This window comes from Mangrovimonas sp. DI 80, assembly GCF_001975575.1.
Taxonomy (GTDB): domain Bacteria; phylum Bacteroidota; class Bacteroidia; order Flavobacteriales; family Flavobacteriaceae; genus Mangrovimonas_A; species Mangrovimonas_A xylaniphaga.
Genome location: NZ_MSDT01000006.1, coordinates 447,142 through 463,114, shown reverse-complemented (window position 1 = coordinate 463,114; position 15,973 = coordinate 447,142). Strand labels below are relative to the sequence as shown.

The following is a 15,973-nucleotide window of genomic DNA, read 5'->3' as shown; positions in this document are numbered from 1 at the left end:
AGCGTGAATAGCACTAACAAAAATAAGGTAAGGTGTAGATTGAGGTGTTGGGAGGTGAATGTCATTCTCTGTTTCGTAGGTATTACAATTTAAACATACCTGCAGCCTGCTGGCTCAGGTATGTTGGTAAAATTCGTTTATTTAAGTGGGGATGGTTTAGACTATTTCGGAACATTCAAAACCGTTGGAGGTCAGACATTGAATCACAAGGTCCGAAACCATGCGGTTACCGCTCAAGCGTAAGATGTTATCACAGTCTTCCAAATCAAAATTGATCATAAAATCAGGGATGATGGCCTGTAACTGTGTAATGACCTGTTGCGCTACATGTTCATTGTTCACATTCGTTTTATAGATGGTAACGTCCATATGGATATAAATTGTAGAGTTTTTAAAAATTGAATTGATATAAAACCGAACGGTTGGTATGCTTATGGTTCAAAAGAAATTTAATCCTTACTGATACTTTTATAAATAGCTTGAAATTGTTCTTTCATCTGCTCTAAAGCTTCATCGGCCTGCGATCTTGAAAAATAATAGACGCCAATGCCATAGTTTTGAAACAGGAACAGCTTTGCCATTTGTTCGTCGGTGAGCGGTGTGGCTATTTCTCCGCTGACCTTGGCCTTGGCAATAACCGTTTTCCAAAGCTCCAATTCTTCTTCATGAATTTGAGTTTGTCGTTCCTTAAAACCGTCCAAAAGCTTGATGGCATCAAACACCAAAGCATAATGGTTGGCCTTTAGTACCTCTTTAGAGGCCCCACTCTCTTCCCTGTATTTCATGATCCGTTTTTCCAATACGTCTATATAAGCGCTGTAGAATTCTTTAAGCGTTCCTTCTGAAAAGGCTGTCAATTCTTCAACTTTTGTGCGTTGAATAAAGACATTCACTACCGCCTCGAAGACCTTTTCCTTACTACTGAAATAATGATAGAATCCCCCTTTAGAGAGGCCTGTAGCCTTGACAATGTCCTGCATGGTTACCTCATTATAACTTTTGCTGATAAAGAGGTTAAAGGCAGTTTTGACTATTAAATCTTTTGAATCACTCATAAATAAACCGACCGTTTGGTCGGTAAAAATAATTCAATTTTTTGAATAGACAAAAAACCGCTCCTTTTTAACCAAATGTCTCCTCTAGATTCGAAGAACATAGCTCTGTGAAACCAAAAAGCTACCCTCCTTCCCATTTGGAAAATCATTGGCAAAGACATAAGTCGGTTTTCTTTAATTATCTTTGAACCAAATACCTATACAACAAACTCTCTAGCGTCTTATTCAACACAAGACCAGCCATTTAAACGACATGAAAACAAAAGCGCCTAGCACAATTTCCTACCCTCTTATGGTACCAACCGAATGGTATCAGTTTTTGGAACACCAACATCTAGGCAGCATTGACCAAGAAACATTTGTATTCGATCCAACTTTTGGGCAAGGGCATTTGCAGTACATGGAATTCCAAAAAGGGTTTTGGGCGCAACAAATGAATTTTACACTAAAGGCACCTTTTGACATTACCCAAACTGCCGGCACAACAAACGACTTGTTTATTGTTAACTTTTATCTTACCAAGGCCCCTATCAGCCAACAGATAGATGAAAAAATATTCGAATTTAATTTCGACAGTATCAGTATCATGCTAAGCTCTTCGACCTCCATTAGCCTATACGACATTCCTGCCAATGAAGAGGTAAAGATATTTCAGATAGGATTTACTAGAGATTGGCTGCTGGCCAATGCCTTCGAGGACAGCAATCCAAATTTGAAACGTTTATTATTGAGTGACGACCCTATCTACATGGCCGAAAATTTGGATTACCAGTTTAAATATTTGGTAAAAGAAATGGACTTGCTCAGTTCCAATCGCTTGTTGTTGTTTTCAGGCTCCCTACAGCTCCTCAATACCTTATTTACGAAATTCGAGAATAGGCAGTTGAACAGCTCCCAACATTCCAATATTCACCATGATGATTTGGAAAGTTTATTGCAGGTGCGCACTTTAATGGATGAAAACCCCTTGCACCCCATTAGTTTGGATGAACTTGCCCAACAGTCTGGGATGAGCCTTTCCAAATTCAAACGTTATTTTAAACAGGTCTATGGGCTTAGTCCGTACCAATATCACCTGCAGAACAAATTGGCGGTTGGTTTGGATCGACTGCATCAAAACTACTCGGTTTCGGAAGTTGCTTTTCTATTAGGCTATAACAACCTTAGTCATTTTTCAAAAGCATTTAAAAAGCATTACGGTTTTCTACCTAGCAACGTACAAAAAGACACCTAATAACCAAATATACAAATGGCCCTAACACTAAGTTGCTGGGCCTTTTTTATGTGTTTTTTTTCAAAGAATTTAGGCGTTTGGATTGAATGCCTTTGCCATAATTACGGTATTGTCTTTGGTAGAATTGACCCTAAATGCACGAACCGCTTGGTATTCTTCACTGTTGAAACATTCCATGGCCATCTCCTGTGAAGGGAATTTAATGATGGCATGCATCATTTTCCTTTCTCCTTCAATTACTACCGCATCGGTATCGGACACCAACAACTCACCACCGTACTGTTGCAGAATTCCCAATACTGCTGGCGGATAGTTTTGAAAGGTCTCAAAATCTACAATATCGTAACTGATGATAAAATAGGCTTCCATGTTATTTACTTTTGGTTTTATGGTTAGGTGTAATGAATTTTAAATTATGCTTCGCTCAGTAACGCTTTGGAACTCACAATACCCAGCTCGTTGGCGGCTTTAGGTCCATCTCCTGAAATCAATTTTCTATCAACAATTACTTTGCCATTCATGGTCTTGTTCACAATCTTAATGCCTAGACTGTTTAATTTCTCCCCATAGAACCAAGGCATGCCTCCTGGCAAATACCCCGTAGCTGGCAGCAGTTTGTCCATCCCATCCGGACAAGCAGCAATAGCATAACCACTGTAGGGAGAGGTGTCCCCGGTTGACAACAATGCCGAGGGCCCGTGACAAATGGTAATGAAGTGTTTGTTGTGTTTGGCCGTCCAATTAATGAGCTTTTCAACAGCCCCACTGAATGGCAGATCTGCAATAACACCATGGCCTCCCGGAAAATAAACAGCGACATAAGGACTATGGTCATTCAACTGGCCAACCAATTCCCAAAGATTCAATGGCTTCTCAAGCTTTGATCTGTATTTATCAAATAAAGCCATCACGGCCTTATCTTCTGTAGGCATGGCCCAATGTTCCAACGCCATAGCATCACCAGTTGGTGTAGCAATATCTACAGCAAAGCCAGCAGCCTCCCAATGCAACATGGGTATAAATAACTCAAAAGGATGGTTGCCCGTTTGAAACAATGTCCCGTTAGCCATTTTCAGCAACTCGGTTTCTGTTCCAACTATCAAAATCTTCTTTGAGGAATCCTGATTTCTATTTTCAAAATTATAGGGTGTATAATCCGTCTTTTTATCAACGGCCAATTTCAATGCCAGTTTAGAAGGCGAATATGTATTCTCCCCTTCTTCATGGGGTGCTACACCAAATATTTGCTTAATACAATTCATAGGGTTTGGTTCGTCGGTTTTTAAGTGTCTCTACCTATTGTTTTGCAATGATAACACCAATTCCCTAGCAACAATTACCCCAAGAAGGCCAAGAATTAACGGTAAAAGGTTTTCTGAAATCACAAATCAGTTTCCCCAAGTATTGTTGAAATGAAAGTTTAGCTATCTTTAAGCAATCAGCCTCCTTCCAGGAAGTGATTAAAAACCGTTGTTAGAATTTAAATAATCGAATGGATATTTAAAACAAAGAAAACGCTATGGCAAAACTTAAAATTGATTGGAAATCAAAGATTATCGATTTATTGATTGTAATTATTGGCATAACCATAGCTTTTAAATTGAACAATTGGAATGATTCCTTTAAAACGGAATTGGAAGCAAAAGGATATATTGAGAGTTTTTATGAAGAAAATAAAGCTAATTATGAAAATCTGGTTGCTGCCATAGATTTTGCGAATACAAAAAGAAAGGATATAGACAGCCTAAAAAATATGTTACTATCTGGCAACTACTCAGATAACAGGATCAAATCGTTAAGTGCTAGCATGCTGGCATTGACTGATTTTAATCCTTCAACAACCACCATGGAAAATATAACAGCCTCAGGAGAGTTTGATATGATAAAGGATCTTGACCTGAGAAAAGATATCATAAGCACCTATAACTCATATAAAACAACCACAAAACTTGAAGCTTTGATAGCAGACTATATCAACGACTATGTTACGCCATTTTTTTTCGAAAATGTCCGTTTTAGGGATTTTGGATCGATAAACCCCGACTTTATTAAAGACCCACATTTTGAAAATATTGTTTTAGGTTATGAAGTGTTGCTAAACCAACAAATCAATGGGTATCAGAGTAATTTGGAGAAACAAAAATTGCTTGATGAAAGCTTAACTAGCGCCAACAATAGGATTAGGCAATAGTTGTTTTGGTGGATTTGTGAACGTTATAAGATCTAAGAATCTGCGCTCCTTTTTGGAACTACCTATTAAAACCACAACACTAATTAGCATAACAGATGGATATTGTAAACTATAATAAAGCGGCCTGGGACACTTATGTTGACAAAAAGGACCGATGGACCATTCCCGTATCTGAACAAGCATTGGAGGCTGCCAAAAACGGCAACTGGCATGTTGTGTTGACGCCTACAAAATCTGTTCCGCACAATTGGTTTCCCAACCTGAACAATTTAAAAATTTTAGGATTGGCCTCCGGTGGCGGGCAACAAGGCCCTATTCTGGCTGCTTTGGGCGCCAATGTTACAATTTTTGACAACTCGGAAAAGCAATTGCTACAAGACAAAACCTTAAGCGATAAATTTAACCTTGGTATAAAAACAGTTCAAGGCGATATGAAAGATCTTTCCGTTTTTGAAGACAATTCATTCGACTTGATCTTCAATCCATGTTCCATACTTTTTGTAGAAAACGTGTTGCCCGTTTGGAAGGAATGCTTCCGGGTTTTAAAACCAAATGGTGTTTTAATGACAGGGCTCATCAATCCTATTTCATTTCAGTTGGACGAAGAACACTTGCAACTAATTTACAAACAACCCTATTCAGACATAGACTCCTTACCTGACGATAAATTGGAAACATTGACAAAAAACAACGATCCTTTGGTATTTGGACATAGTTTGACGGACCAAATTGCCGGGCAATTGGAAGCCGGCTTTTGTATAACCCATATGTACGAAGACAATTGGGGTGGAGAAAACAAGATGGATGATTTTTTCCCTGCTTTTATAGCAACAAGAGCCATCAAACCTTTATAATCTAAAAATCTCAGTATCGACAAGAGATATACTTTCCTTAACACATCGTCCATCTTTAATTTAGTACCTTTAGTGTTTAATCTTTAAAGACCTCCTGTTTTGGACAAGCCAAGAAAACCATCAAAACTATTTTTACGTTTCATTAAACACGTCAACGTCATCAGGGACCACTCAAGACATGACAATGTTTTGATCAATACGTCTCTGTATAGGCACTTTTCAAAACAGGATATCAAAATCAATTTGGATAACTTCACGGAGGAATATGATTTTGCTATAGAATACGGCTATTTATATCCAGACCTAACTCCAAACTTTACTTTTAACGACGAGACCATCCCAGACGACCCCATCGATATGCAAATCCTGGGTAAATCCCTAAAAAAAATCATTGACTTTATGGATATTGGAGCCCCTGTGGGCTTTATGAAATATTACCAGGATTACTTTGAAGCACCTTTTGACAAAACAGACAAGCAGTTTTGGGAAGAGGTTTTTAAAATGAAGATTCAGGATTAAAACCCAATAAAAAAGGAAAACCACCTAAATCTTGAGACTTAAGTGGTTCTTGAACTAATTTCCATTTCAAAAGTGACCTCGACAGGATTCAAACCTGTAACCTTCTGAGCCGTAATCAGATGCGCTATTCAGTTGCGCCACGAGGCCGTTTTTTTGTGGGTGCAAATATAAAACATTTATTCAGAAACTTCCAAAATTTATTTCAATAATTTTAAATACTTTTTTTCAACCCCTGCTGTTATAGCATAAAGTTCGAAACCTTTTTGTAACTTATATTACATTGCAAAAAGTAAAAACAGCTTATTTTTGCAACTTTTTTAAAAATTTCTATGGACTATATTCTTCAACCTTGGCCCTGGTATGTAAGCGGCCCTTTAATAGCAATCGTGATGTTCCTTTTACTGTATTTTGGTAAAACATTTGGAATGTCATCCAATTTAAGAACCCTTTGTGCCATTGGTGGTGCGGGTAAAAAAGTACCTTTCTTCAATTTTAACTGGAGAGAGCAAAAATGGAACTTGGTGGTGGTTATAGGAACTGTCATTGGTGGCTTCATCGCTCACTTTTTACTTTCTGCCCCTACCAATATAGATTTGAATCCTGATACCGTTGCCAAATTAAATGAGCTAGGATTTGACAACGTTGGCAAATCATTATTGCCTCAGGAGCTTTTTAGTTGGGATGCCGTATTTTCTATAAAAGGATTGGCCATTTTAATTATTGGAGGTTTTCTAGTTGGCTTTGGTACCCGTTATGCAGGAGGATGTACTTCTGGGCATGCCATTACCGGATTAAGCAGTTTACAGTTGCCTTCATTAATTGCTGTAATAGGCTTTTTTATTGGAGGACTTATCATGGTCCACCTATTGTTCCCATTAATCTTTTAGACACACATTATGATGAAATATATTAAGTTTTTATTGGTTGGTATCCTGTTTGGAATTGTTTTGGTAAAATCGGAAGCAGTATCCTGGTACCGTATTTATGAAATGTTCCGTTTTGAATCTTTCCATATGTACGGCATCATAGGAAGCGCTGTGACCACTGGGGTATTGATCCTTTTGGTATCCAAAAAAATGAAACTGAAAAACATTACAGGCCAACTGCTGGATGTTCCTAAAAAAGAAAAGGGCTTGATGCGCTATATCATCGGGGGCTCCATTTTTGGATTGGGCTGGGCTTTATCAGGAGCCTGTCCTGGACCAATGTATATCTTGGTAGGAACAGGCGTTTTTCAAATGCTCATAGTGATTTTGGCCGCCATCTTAGGCACCTATGTCTATGGGAAGTTTAAAGACAAACTGCCTCACTAAAGAGGCTTATACAATTTCTGCGCTTAGGCCTGCCTCCAACATCTTGGAACAACGCGGCAATAAATCATCGTAATCACCAGTCTTTACGGTGCATTTTCCATTGTAATGTACAATAATGGAACATTGTTCGGCTTGTTCTGCAGTGTGGTCGCAGGCATAAATAAGCGTCTCAATAACGTGGTCGAAGGTATTGACATCGTCATTGTACAATACTATCTCATTTTGTTTTAGGACTTCTTCTGCATACAGTAAATCTTCCGATGTTTTTTCTCTTACACTCATAATCTCAAAAAACGTAATATATTGATAATAAGACTAAATTGTCTCTAATTTAAGAATTTTAAAGCAACCCAATGGTTTTTTTCCAAAATATCCACGCACTTCAAACCATGGGCAGCACACTCTTTTTCAATGGCTTCAATGTCATCTTTATAAAAACCACTCAAAAATAAGCTCCCTCCTTGGTTCAAACATTTGCTGTAATATTTTAGGTCGTTCAGCAGGATATTGCGGTTGATGTTGGCAATAATCACATCATAATGTTTGCCTTCCAACAATTGGGCGTCGCCTTCGTAAACGGTAATGTGTTCGCAATTATTACGCTCTACATTCTCCAAACTGTTTAGGTAACACCAATTGTCGATATCGATGGCATCAATAGGATGTGCGCCTTTCATTTCGGCCAAAATAGCCAAAACTCCAGTACCGCAGCCCATATCCAACACCGATTTGTCCTTCACATCATTCTTTAAAAGATGCTGAATCATCATGTGCGTGGTTTCATGATGCCCAGTACCAAAACTCATTTTAGGTTCAATGACGATATCGTATTCCGTATTGAATTTGTCGTGGAAAGGCGCTCTTACCGCACAACGATCGTCTACTACAATAGGACTGAAGTTCTTTTCCCATTCCTGGTTCCAGTTGGTCTGCTCTATTTCTTCAAACGTATAACTAATCTGAAATTCTTCTGAATCCAAAATCTGGATATCCTCAAGGATGTTTTCATTCCATTCTTCCTTTTGGATATAGGCGGTCACCCCTTCGTCGGTTTCCACAAAACTTTCAAAACCGGCATAGCCCAGTTCAGCAATTAAAATTTCGGTACCCGGGTTTAACGGTTCTACCTTGAATTCATACCCAATGTATATTTCAGACATAGTTAAAATTTTTGCAAATTTAGGAAACCTAGAATAGCCACCACACTTTTTAACGTTTTCATAAAAAAATCCCACAGTCAAAATTTCGACTATGGGATTGTTATTTTATGTTTGAAAGCCTAGGGCTTAAAACGCATTTACGATGGCAAAGAAATCATCGGCGTTTAACGAAGCGCCTCCAATCAATCCACCATCAACGTCTGGTTTAGAGAAAATTTCCTGGGCATTCGCAGGTTTTACACTTCCTCCGTATAAAATAGAAACTACATCGGCAACCTCAGCACCATATTTGTCGGCCAAAGTCTTTCTGATAAACGCATGCATATCCTGTGCTTGCTCCGGAGAAGCGGTTTCTCCTGTACCAATGGCCCAAACAGGCTCATAAGCCAAAACAATATGTTTAAAAGCCGAAGCATCCAAATGGAACAATGCATTGGCAATTTGAGACCCTACAACCTCTTGCTCTTTACCAGCCTTTCTTTCTGCCAATTCTTCACCAAAACAGAAAATAACACGCATATCGTTTGCCAAGGCTGCATCAACCTTTTTCGCTAATAGCTCATCTGTTTCGTTAAAGTATTCTCTACGCTCGCTATGACCTAAAATCACCGTTTTTACCCCTACACTTTTTAACATACTCGCACTTACCTCTCCTGTGTAGGCACCACTTTCCGCAAAATGCATGTTTTGGGCAATCACTTCAATATCGCTGTCCTTCAAGGCTTGGTAAGCAGGCCAAAGGTTGGTAAATACTGGAGCAATCATCACTTCAGCATCCGATGTAATCGTTTGTTTTTTCAGTTCAGAAATCAATGTTTCTGTCATGGACAAATCATTGTTCATTTTCCAGTTTCCTGCTACAATATGTTTTCTCATTTTAATGCTCACCTTCTGCTGAAGGACTTTTATTAATTAAACTTTTGTTTTTACTTCAATGCTTCTATAATCATGGGGTCGTCAGCTTTTACTGCACGAAACAGGCTAATAGCCCCTTCTGGCGACACCACCATATATCTAGGGATCCAATCCAGATTGGCAAAACTGCCAAAATCCCCCTTTCTTCCGGATTGCATATAATAATGCTCTCCAGCTATCCCATATTTTTCTAGTGCAAATTTCCAGGATTCGATAGACCTATCCAATGATAAAAATAAGTAAACCACATTTTTTTCCTGTTCCTGCAAACTTTTCACCTTGGGCAAGCCTTGTAAACAATCCTTGCACCAAGAGGCCCAAACATCTATCAAAATGGTTTTGCCTTGGTATTTTGTGAGTATCTGCTGAAAGGAGATTTCCTGTCCGTCAAGCGTTGTAAAAGTATCCTCAAGAGCGGCTTGGGAGAATGTAGTAGGGACTTCCTGGGCTTTACAGCCAATGCAAACGAAAAGAAGAAGGACTAAAATTTTTATTGATTTCATAACACCCCTGTTTTCTTGCCTAGACCCTATTCCAATTTTATCTTGGGATCGAGCCAAGCATAAATAATATCTACAAAAATATTAATAATTACGAAGAGGGTGGCAATAATCAGCACCGAACCCATAATGACGGGAAGGTCCAAAGTGTTTAGGGCATTCACGATTTCCTTCCCCAAACCGTTCCAACCGAAGATGTATTCCACAAAAACAGCGCCTGCCAACATGGAGGCAAACCAACCGGAAATAGCCGTTACCACAGGATTCATGGCATTCTTGAGGGCATGTTTTTTTATAATTTGAAATTCGCTCAACCCCTTAGCTCTTGCGGTTCTGATATAATCTTGATTAAATACTTCCAACAAAGAATTTCGCATCAATTGAATAACCACTGCCAACGGACGAATCCCCAACACAATGGAAGGCAATATCAAGTTTTTCCATTTTATATGGATACCTTCCCCATAATCGTCCATTTCATATAGACTTCCGGTCATTTCCAAATAGGTGTATTTGTGCAATACAAACCCAAAAAACCAAGCGAACAAAATGGCACTGAAAAAAGAAGGCACACTCATTCCTAAAGTACTCAACACCTGAATGATTTTGTCCAGCCATTGGTCTTTGCAAAGTGCTGAAACTATTCCTAAAAATATTCCCACGCCAATGGCGATGATGATGGATGAAATAGCCAATACAAACGTATTGGGAAGCGTCTCGGCAATCACTTGACTGACCTCTTTTCCTTGTTTGGTAAAGGACTCCCGTAAATAAGGTTGTTTTAAAACAACATTGGTCTTCCCGACTTCAAAAAGTGTCATCGCAGAGTATTTCCCAGGCCTTAAAAAAGTATAATCCTCAGGGTTTGTAGAATGGAAAGACACCGGAGACAAATCGTTCAAATAGTAAGCATATTGGGTGGAAATTGGCTTATCAAAACCATATTTTGCCTTAACGGCCGCCAATTGCTTACTATCTTCATTTTGCCCCAACATCATTTGGGCAGGATCGCCTGGCAATACATTAAATAAAAAGAAAATAACGGTCACCACTCCAAACAAAGTGAGCAGCGCATACCATATTTTATTTAACAGATAATTGACCAAGCAGCTAGTTGTCTTTAAGGGTCACTTTTATAGCTCCTGTGGCTTGCTCATCAGCTTCCAACTCAAGTTCTTTTAACAAAGTGCTGTCCTTGATAACTTCCATTTGTTGGATCATAGTAGAATCCAAAGCCTCTACAGCCTCTTTGGTAGCACGATCATCATTGATAAAATACACAATGCGCTCCTCTACTTTTTCAACCTTAGGTTCTGGTTTACGGGCCACTTTAGGAAGGTCTAAATCATCAACATCGTTCCAATGTACTTTCTGCATGATGGTACCTTTCTCCAATACCAACACTCCCGGATTGGAACGTACGATGGTTTTCAACACCTTTTCATCACATAAATAAAAATTGAAATCTAATTTATAGTCAGCTTTTATCTTTTCCTTTACAGGAGCTCCCGAAGCCGATAAACCAATGACGGTATAACCGTTTTCAATGGCCTTATCTGTAACCGCTTTCAAAACGTCTAAACCTTGCTTTTCGGCATTTTCCAAGCTATAGCTTACCACCATTACCAAATGGTCTTCTTCAAGAAAATGTGCCGTGAAGTCATCATCTTCAGACTCTATGGAGAAATCCAAAATAGTTGGCTCGTAACCAGGTTCAATCACCGTTGTTTCCACACTGATGTATTCCCCGTCTACACTTGGGTAGCTTCCGTTAGTCACAAACTCTTTTTCTTCACCATTCACCTTAAACAACCATTTCCACTCCATAACAGGCTCTTTGGCCCCTTCTGGAATACTCATTTTTTCCTGAATATTGCTTCCTATGCTGTAGGCTCTAAAATCGATAGCAGGCAAATGCATCAACACATGGTAGGCAAACCACATACACACAATAAAGCTCAATAGCGATACCATGGTCACCCCCAACTTACTGAAGATTGGCTTGATGTACCTAACGTTAAAGAATAGCACCAATATCAGCACCAACAAAATCACGTCTTTTGTAAAGGATTCCCATGGGGTTAGTTTAATGGCATCTCCAAAACAACCACAGTCTTTCACCTTGTCAAAATACGCTGAATAGAAGGTCAGGAATGTGAAGAACACAATCATGCCCAACAAACTCCATACGGTGAATTTAGGTTTGTAGCCCACCAAAAGGAACACTCCCAAAACCACCTCAAAAATTACAACGAACACCGAAATCCCCAAGGCATAAGGCTCCAAGGAAGGGATGTTCAACACGTCGTAGCTAAAGTATTCTTGAAGCTTATAGGAAAACCCTAGTGGGTCGTTCAATTTTATAAATCCTGAAAAAATAAAAAGTGCCCCTACCAAGAGACGGCAAATGTTTACTATAAATTTCATAAAAAGCTTATTGGGTTAAATGAATCATGGCAAATACCGAGTAGTTGATCATATCCTGATAATTGGCATCAATCCCCTCACTCACCAGTGTTTTGCCCTTGTTGTTTTCAATCTCTTTTACGCGAAGTAATTTTTGAAGAATCAAATCCGTAAGGCTGCTCACACGCATGTCCCTCCAAGCCTCACCATAATCATGGTTTTTGTCCATCATGAGTTGTTTGGTCAAAGCAATCTTTTCATCATACAATTTAGTGGCTTCCTCAACAGACATATCTGGTTTTTCAACTACACCCTTCTCCAATTGAATCAGAGCCATGGTGCAATAGTTGATAATTCCAATGAATTCACTGGTTTCATCTTCGTCAATCTTTCTTACGTCGTTTTCCTGTAATCCGCGAATGCGTTGGGCTTTTATAAAAATTTGGTCTGTTAGGGAAGGAAGTCTTAAAATGCGCCACGCACTCCCATAATCTTTCATTTTATTGATAAAAAGGGCTCTACAGGTGGCAATGACTTCATCGTATTGTTTTGAAGTTTCTTGCATTGAATACATTTAATTTTCCGTAAATTTCGCATAAAAAACTTTAAACATCAAAGTTTAGGGTTTAAAGTTTGGGCGATGTCCAAAAATGTATTGGGATTTGCTTTTTTCTCAAATAAGCGCCTTAATTTTGACACTTCATTCTTCCTTAAAAACCATGACCATAAATTGCAAAGGACAACTTGTAGAGCTTTCAACCCCAAAAGTAATGGGGATTTTAAACGCTACCCCCGACTCTTTTTACGATGGTGGCAGCTACAAAAATGAAAAGGATATTTTGGATAAAGTAGCCTCCATGCTCAAGGATGGCGCCACATTTATCGACTTAGGGGCATACAGTTCACGCCCCAATGCCGAGCATGTTTCCGAAGCCGAAGAACTGCAACGCAGCGTTCCTATTGTGGAATTGATTTTAAAGGAATTTCCCAAGACCTTAATTTCCATAGATACCTTCAGAAGTGAAGTGGCCAAAGCCTGTATTGAAGCAGGTGCCGCTTTGGTCAATGATATTTCAGCGGGTTTGTTGGATGAGAATATGTTGCCTACAGTTGCTAAACTTCATGTGCCATACATCATGATGCATATGAGAGGGACGCCGCAAACCATGCAACAGCACACCCAATATGAAAACCTAACCAAGGATATTTTGTTCTATTTTGCGGAGCGTATGGCTGCCGCAAGAGCTTTGGGCATCCACGACATTATTGCCGATCCTGGCTTTGGGTTTTCCAAAACCTTAGCTCAAAATTACGAGCTGCTACAACACATCGAACTCTTCAAAAATTTGGACATTCCGTTTTTGGTAGGTATTTCCAGAAAATCGATGATTTACAAAGTTTTGGACACCAGTCCAGAACATGCTTTAAACGGCACAACGGTTTTAAACACCATTGCCCTACAAAAAGGCGCTTCCATTTTGCGTGTACATGATGTCAAGGAAGCTATGGAATGTGTACAACTTTTTAATCAACTAAACTCTTAATCTCAAAATGAAATATTTCAGCTTGCTTATCGTTTTGCTATGCTTGTCTTGTGGCAATGACAAACTGGTTATGTTACCGGAAATTGAACATGCCGGGATCACTAAAATCCATGATGTATCTGCCGCCTACCTATTTTATGATGAAGCTTTGCCCGACAGTATCGAACTGAATCGTAAAAATTTGATCAGCACCACCAATTGGCTGATCAATGTAGACAAGCGATTGACTCTGGAACAGGCCATTCCTAAAATCATGCTTTTACAGGACAAAAAACGTAATGCCGAGCTTCACAAAAATGAAAATGCCAAGAACTATTTCACCTGTAATGATACCAGCATCCAAAACTTGGGCTTTTTGGAATTCACCGAAGTTATTTACGATACCATTGCCCCAACAATACCTGATAGCACTGTAACACAAAAGATGTCTTTGCTGAAATTCCACAACCCAGAACATATCGAAATCCTGAGTTCCGATATAAATGTTTTAAATACCACTTTGGAAGAGCTTATAGGAACTCTGGAAGATTCTTTGTCACTACAAAACACCCCAAGAATCCTTACCTTGGCCATTGAGAAGCACAATGTTTTTCAGGACTACATCTCTTTAAAATCTATACTTTCAAACGCTGAAATAAGCCCCGCTACAATAGACAACAGAGAATTTATTTATTAATCTTATTTTGTTACATTTACAAAAACACCTACGCCTTGGAGAACTTAAAATTTTGGGATTTTAGTATTGTAGACTTTATAGACGTCTTTCTGGTAGCCATCCTTCTTTACTATGTTTACAAGCTCGTAAAAGGCACCGTAGCCATCAACATTTTCATTGGGATCATGATTATTTACTCCGTTTGGAAGATAACGGATTTGCTCAATATGAAAATGCTCCACAACATTTTCGATGGCTTTATGAAGGTAGGAATTATTGCCTTGATAGTTGTCTTCCAACCAGAAATCAGGAAGTTTTTGTTGATGGTGGGTTCTACTAATTTAGGAGGCAAGCGGAAGATTTTCAGTAAAATGAAATTCCTCAAAAATGAAGTGGAAACCAATACGGATATTTCAGCTATTGTTAACGCCTGTACAAAAATGGGAACCACACAAACAGGAGCCCTTATCGTTTTGGAACGAAATAATAATCTGGACTTTTTAACGGGAACCGGCGATGCCATGAGTATTGGCGTAACCCAACCCATTATTGAAAGTATCTTTTTTAAGAATAGTCCGCTGCACGATGGCGCCATCATCATTGAAAACAATGTAGTAAAGGCTACTCGCGTTATTTTGCCTGTAAACAATGAAAAAAACATCCCGCAGCGTTTTGGTTTACGCCATAGGGCGGCTATAGGAATCACAGAAAAAACCGATGCTTTGGCTTTGGTGGTGAGTGAGGAAACTGGGCAGATTTCCTATATTAAAAATGGAGAGTTTGTGATGTTTAAGGATCCTGAAGATTTAGTGGGAATGCTCAAACGAGACTTGGCCTAAAACATGGAATGCAAAAACTGCCATACACAGCTTTCTGAGGTTAGTTTATATTGCAACCAGTGTGGTGGAAAGGTCATAAAAAACCGCCTGACTTTAAAAAATCTATTAGAATATTTTACGGAGACTTTCCTAAACTACGACAATCAGTTTCTTCAAACCTTTATAGCCCTTTTTAAAGTTCCAGAAGATGTCATTATTGGCTACATCAATGGCGTTCGAAAAAAGTATGTAGATGTTATTAGCTATTTTGCCATTGCCCTGACCGTATTAGGAATTCAATATTATATTTTATCCCATATATTCCCTAAAGCCTTTGAAATGGGGACTTTGCTTCATAGAGGCTCAGAAGAACTTCAAAAGAAGAATTTCGACTTTATGATGGAGTACCAATCCCTTTTCTTTATGCTCTACATTCCTGTTCACGCCTTGATATCCCGCATCGTGTTTTACAATGTCAAGACCTTTAACTATACTGAGCACCTGGTTATATTTTTATACCTAATTTCCCAATCGTCTATTTATGGTGCTATTATAATGGTATTTTTAGCTGCTTTTGGCATTCACTACAATGACATTTCACTGTCTGTAATTCTCCCCTTGCAAACCATCTACATATCCTATTGCCTCATCAGACTGTTCAAACTGAATTTCAAACAATTCCTGTTTCGATTTCTAATATTCCTTGCTGTTGGGGGAATCTTCTTTATAATCTACACCCTATTGTACATAGGAATTCTATATCTAAATGGAGATATGCATTACCTCTTCGAGGATTAAATAGATACCAT

Annotated in this window: 21 protein-coding genes and 1 tRNA gene; 10 read left to right on the top strand and 12 right to left on the bottom strand. The window is 38.8% G+C overall.

From position 1 onward, the window contains the following. Positions 1 to 156: 156 nt before the first annotated feature. Both BKM32_RS14115 and BKM32_RS14110 read right to left on the bottom strand, forming a co-directional pair. Positions 157 to 369 carry a hypothetical protein gene (locus BKM32_RS14115; protein ID WP_076664452.1) on the bottom strand — a complete coding sequence of 71 codons (213 nt, stop codon included), beginning with the start codon at positions 367 to 369 and terminating at the stop codon, positions 157 to 159. An 80-nt stretch (positions 370 to 449) separates the two neighbouring features. Then, complete coding sequence (locus BKM32_RS14110) at positions 450 to 1,055, bottom strand: TetR/AcrR family transcriptional regulator (RefSeq protein ID WP_076664450.1); 606 nt, start codon at positions 1,053 to 1,055, stop codon at positions 450 to 452. A gap of 253 nt (positions 1,056 to 1,308) precedes the next feature. Between BKM32_RS14110 and BKM32_RS14105 the strand changes: the two genes are divergently transcribed. Beyond that, on the top strand, positions 1,309 to 2,289 hold the full coding sequence (locus tag BKM32_RS14105) for an AraC family transcriptional regulator (RefSeq protein ID WP_076664448.1): 981 nt from the start codon (positions 1,309 to 1,311) through the stop codon (positions 2,287 to 2,289). A gap of 69 nt (positions 2,290 to 2,358) precedes the next feature. Here BKM32_RS14105 and BKM32_RS14100 read toward each other — a convergent pair whose 3' ends face one another. Further along, a complete protein-coding gene (locus tag BKM32_RS14100; RefSeq protein WP_076664446.1) occupies positions 2,359 to 2,658 on the bottom strand; it encodes a DUF1330 domain-containing protein in 300 nt (99 codons plus the stop codon). A gap of 44 nt (positions 2,659 to 2,702) precedes the next feature. After that, complete coding sequence (locus BKM32_RS14095) at positions 2,703 to 3,551, bottom strand: DJ-1/PfpI family protein (RefSeq protein ID WP_076664444.1); 849 nt, start codon at positions 3,549 to 3,551, stop codon at positions 2,703 to 2,705. A gap of 257 nt (positions 3,552 to 3,808) precedes the next feature. On the opposite strand from BKM32_RS14095, the gene BKM32_RS14090 reads away from it, so the two are divergent. From BKM32_RS14090 to BKM32_RS14080, 3 genes are all read left to right on the top strand, one after another. Beyond that, on the top strand, positions 3,809 to 4,480 hold the full coding sequence (locus BKM32_RS14090) for a DUF6090 family protein (RefSeq protein WP_076664442.1): 672 nt from the start codon (positions 3,809 to 3,811) through the stop codon (positions 4,478 to 4,480). Between the two features lie 95 nt (positions 4,481 to 4,575). Next, complete coding sequence (locus BKM32_RS14085) at positions 4,576 to 5,334, top strand: class I SAM-dependent methyltransferase (RefSeq protein ID WP_076664440.1); 759 nt, start codon at positions 4,576 to 4,578, stop codon at positions 5,332 to 5,334. Positions 5,335 to 5,433: 99 nt separating this feature from the next. Beyond that, positions 5,434 to 5,853 carry a hypothetical protein gene (locus BKM32_RS14080; RefSeq protein ID WP_076664438.1) on the top strand — a complete coding sequence of 140 codons (420 nt, stop codon included), beginning with the start codon at positions 5,434 to 5,436 and terminating at the stop codon, positions 5,851 to 5,853. Between the two features lie 73 nt (positions 5,854 to 5,926). Here the strand turns inward: BKM32_RS14080 and BKM32_RS14075 are convergent. Then, a tRNA-Arg gene (locus tag BKM32_RS14075) sits at positions 5,927 to 6,000 on the bottom strand. A 182-nt stretch (positions 6,001 to 6,182) separates the two neighbouring features. Between BKM32_RS14075 and BKM32_RS14070 the strand changes: the two genes are divergently transcribed. Both BKM32_RS14070 and BKM32_RS14065 read left to right on the top strand, forming a co-directional pair. Continuing rightward, a complete protein-coding gene (locus BKM32_RS14070) occupies positions 6,183 to 6,740 on the top strand; it encodes a YeeE/YedE family protein (protein WP_076664436.1) in 558 nt (185 codons plus the stop codon). Between the two features lie 12 nt (positions 6,741 to 6,752). Further along, entirely contained in the window at positions 6,753 to 7,166 is a 414-nt protein-coding gene (locus tag BKM32_RS14065; RefSeq protein WP_053975507.1) for a DUF6691 family protein, read from the top strand. Between the two features lie 6 nt (positions 7,167 to 7,172). On the opposite strand, the gene BKM32_RS14060 is transcribed toward BKM32_RS14065, so the two are convergent. The 7 genes from BKM32_RS14060 to BKM32_RS14030 form a co-directional block, all read right to left on the bottom strand. Next, positions 7,173 to 7,448, bottom strand: coding sequence for an ATP-dependent Clp protease adaptor ClpS (locus BKM32_RS14060; protein ID WP_053975508.1), 276 nt, complete (start codon positions 7,446 to 7,448; stop codon positions 7,173 to 7,175). Between the two features lie 44 nt (positions 7,449 to 7,492). Further along, positions 7,493 to 8,326 carry a 50S ribosomal protein L11 methyltransferase gene (gene prmA, locus BKM32_RS14055; RefSeq protein ID WP_076664488.1) on the bottom strand — a complete coding sequence of 278 codons (834 nt, stop codon included), beginning with the start codon at positions 8,324 to 8,326 and terminating at the stop codon, positions 7,493 to 7,495. 126 nt (positions 8,327 to 8,452) lie between these two features. Then, positions 8,453 to 9,202 carry a triose-phosphate isomerase gene (gene tpiA, locus BKM32_RS14050; protein WP_076664434.1) on the bottom strand — a complete coding sequence of 250 codons (750 nt, stop codon included), beginning with the start codon at positions 9,200 to 9,202 and terminating at the stop codon, positions 8,453 to 8,455. A gap of 50 nt (positions 9,203 to 9,252) precedes the next feature. Beyond that, positions 9,253 to 9,744, bottom strand: a complete 492-nt coding sequence (locus BKM32_RS14045; RefSeq protein ID WP_076664486.1) for a TlpA disulfide reductase family protein — start codon at positions 9,742 to 9,744, stop codon at positions 9,253 to 9,255. A gap of 26 nt (positions 9,745 to 9,770) precedes the next feature. Further along, positions 9,771 to 10,847: an ABC transporter permease gene (locus BKM32_RS14040; RefSeq protein WP_076664432.1), complete on the bottom strand. Its 1,077-nt coding sequence runs from the start codon at positions 10,845 to 10,847 to the stop codon at positions 9,771 to 9,773. Positions 10,848 to 10,851: 4 nt separating this feature from the next. Continuing rightward, positions 10,852 to 12,168, bottom strand: a complete 1,317-nt coding sequence (locus tag BKM32_RS14035) for a BT_3928 family protein (protein WP_076664430.1) — start codon at positions 12,166 to 12,168, stop codon at positions 10,852 to 10,854. A gap of 7 nt (positions 12,169 to 12,175) precedes the next feature. Then, entirely contained in the window at positions 12,176 to 12,712 is a 537-nt protein-coding gene (locus BKM32_RS14030; protein WP_053975512.1) for a DUF1599 domain-containing protein, read from the bottom strand. 154 nt (positions 12,713 to 12,866) lie between these two features. Here BKM32_RS14030 and folP point away from each other — a divergent pair, with 154 nt between their 5' ends. From folP to BKM32_RS14010, 4 genes are read left to right on the top strand one after another with little or no spacing between them, the layout of a single operon-like run. Beyond that, entirely contained in the window at positions 12,867 to 13,691 is an 825-nt protein-coding gene (gene folP, locus BKM32_RS14025) for a dihydropteroate synthase (RefSeq protein ID WP_076664484.1), read from the top strand. A gap of 7 nt (positions 13,692 to 13,698) precedes the next feature. Beyond that, positions 13,699 to 14,367 carry a hypothetical protein gene (locus BKM32_RS14020; protein WP_076664428.1) on the top strand — a complete coding sequence of 223 codons (669 nt, stop codon included), beginning with the start codon at positions 13,699 to 13,701 and terminating at the stop codon, positions 14,365 to 14,367. 35 nt (positions 14,368 to 14,402) lie between these two features. Next, entirely contained in the window at positions 14,403 to 15,185 is a 783-nt protein-coding gene (gene cdaA, locus BKM32_RS14015) for a diadenylate cyclase CdaA (protein ID WP_076664426.1), read from the top strand. A 3-nt stretch (positions 15,186 to 15,188) separates the two neighbouring features. Then, on the top strand, positions 15,189 to 15,962 hold the full coding sequence (locus tag BKM32_RS14010; protein ID WP_076664424.1) for a DUF3667 domain-containing protein: 774 nt from the start codon (positions 15,189 to 15,191) through the stop codon (positions 15,960 to 15,962). Positions 15,963 to 15,973: the final 11 nt, after the last annotated feature.

Bases quoted from the DNA above. Each gene is read 5' to 3' on its own strand.
- BKM32_RS14090 (WP_076664442.1), top strand. From the start codon at position 3,809: ATGGCAAAACTTAAAATTGATTGGAAATCAAAGATTATCGATTTATTG.
- BKM32_RS14030 (WP_053975512.1), bottom strand. From the start codon at position 12,712: ATGCAAGAAACTTCAAAACAATACGATGAAGTCATTGCCACCTGTAGA.
- BKM32_RS14115 (WP_076664452.1), bottom strand. From the start codon at position 369: ATGGACGTTACCATCTATAAAACGAATGTGAACAATGAACATGTAGCG.
- tpiA (WP_076664434.1), bottom strand. From the start codon at position 9,202: ATGAGAAAACATATTGTAGCAGGAAACTGGAAAATGAACAATGATTTG.
- BKM32_RS14070 (WP_076664436.1), top strand. From the start codon at position 6,183: ATGGACTATATTCTTCAACCTTGGCCCTGGTATGTAAGCGGCCCTTTA.
- BKM32_RS14010 (WP_076664424.1), top strand. From the start codon at position 15,189: ATGGAATGCAAAAACTGCCATACACAGCTTTCTGAGGTTAGTTTATAT.
- BKM32_RS14020 (WP_076664428.1), top strand. From the start codon at position 13,699: ATGAAATATTTCAGCTTGCTTATCGTTTTGCTATGCTTGTCTTGTGGC.
- prmA (WP_076664488.1), bottom strand. From the start codon at position 8,326: ATGTCTGAAATATACATTGGGTATGAATTCAAGGTAGAACCGTTAAAC.
- folP (WP_076664484.1), top strand. From the start codon at position 12,867: ATGACCATAAATTGCAAAGGACAACTTGTAGAGCTTTCAACCCCAAAA.
- BKM32_RS14060 (WP_053975508.1), bottom strand. From the start codon at position 7,448: ATGAGTGTAAGAGAAAAAACATCGGAAGATTTACTGTATGCAGAAGAA.
- BKM32_RS14085 (WP_076664440.1), top strand. From the start codon at position 4,576: ATGGATATTGTAAACTATAATAAAGCGGCCTGGGACACTTATGTTGAC.
- BKM32_RS14110 (WP_076664450.1), bottom strand. From the start codon at position 1,055: ATGAGTGATTCAAAAGATTTAATAGTCAAAACTGCCTTTAACCTCTTT.
- BKM32_RS14065 (WP_053975507.1), top strand. From the start codon at position 6,753: ATGAAATATATTAAGTTTTTATTGGTTGGTATCCTGTTTGGAATTGTT.
- BKM32_RS14095 (WP_076664444.1), bottom strand. From the start codon at position 3,551: ATGAATTGTATTAAGCAAATATTTGGTGTAGCACCCCATGAAGAAGGG.
- BKM32_RS14035 (WP_076664430.1), bottom strand. From the start codon at position 12,168: ATGAAATTTATAGTAAACATTTGCCGTCTCTTGGTAGGGGCACTTTTT.
- BKM32_RS14045 (WP_076664486.1), bottom strand. From the start codon at position 9,744: ATGAAATCAATAAAAATTTTAGTCCTTCTTCTTTTCGTTTGCATTGGC.
- BKM32_RS14100 (WP_076664446.1), bottom strand. From the start codon at position 2,658: ATGGAAGCCTATTTTATCATCAGTTACGATATTGTAGATTTTGAGACC.
- BKM32_RS14105 (WP_076664448.1), top strand. From the start codon at position 1,309: ATGAAAACAAAAGCGCCTAGCACAATTTCCTACCCTCTTATGGTACCA.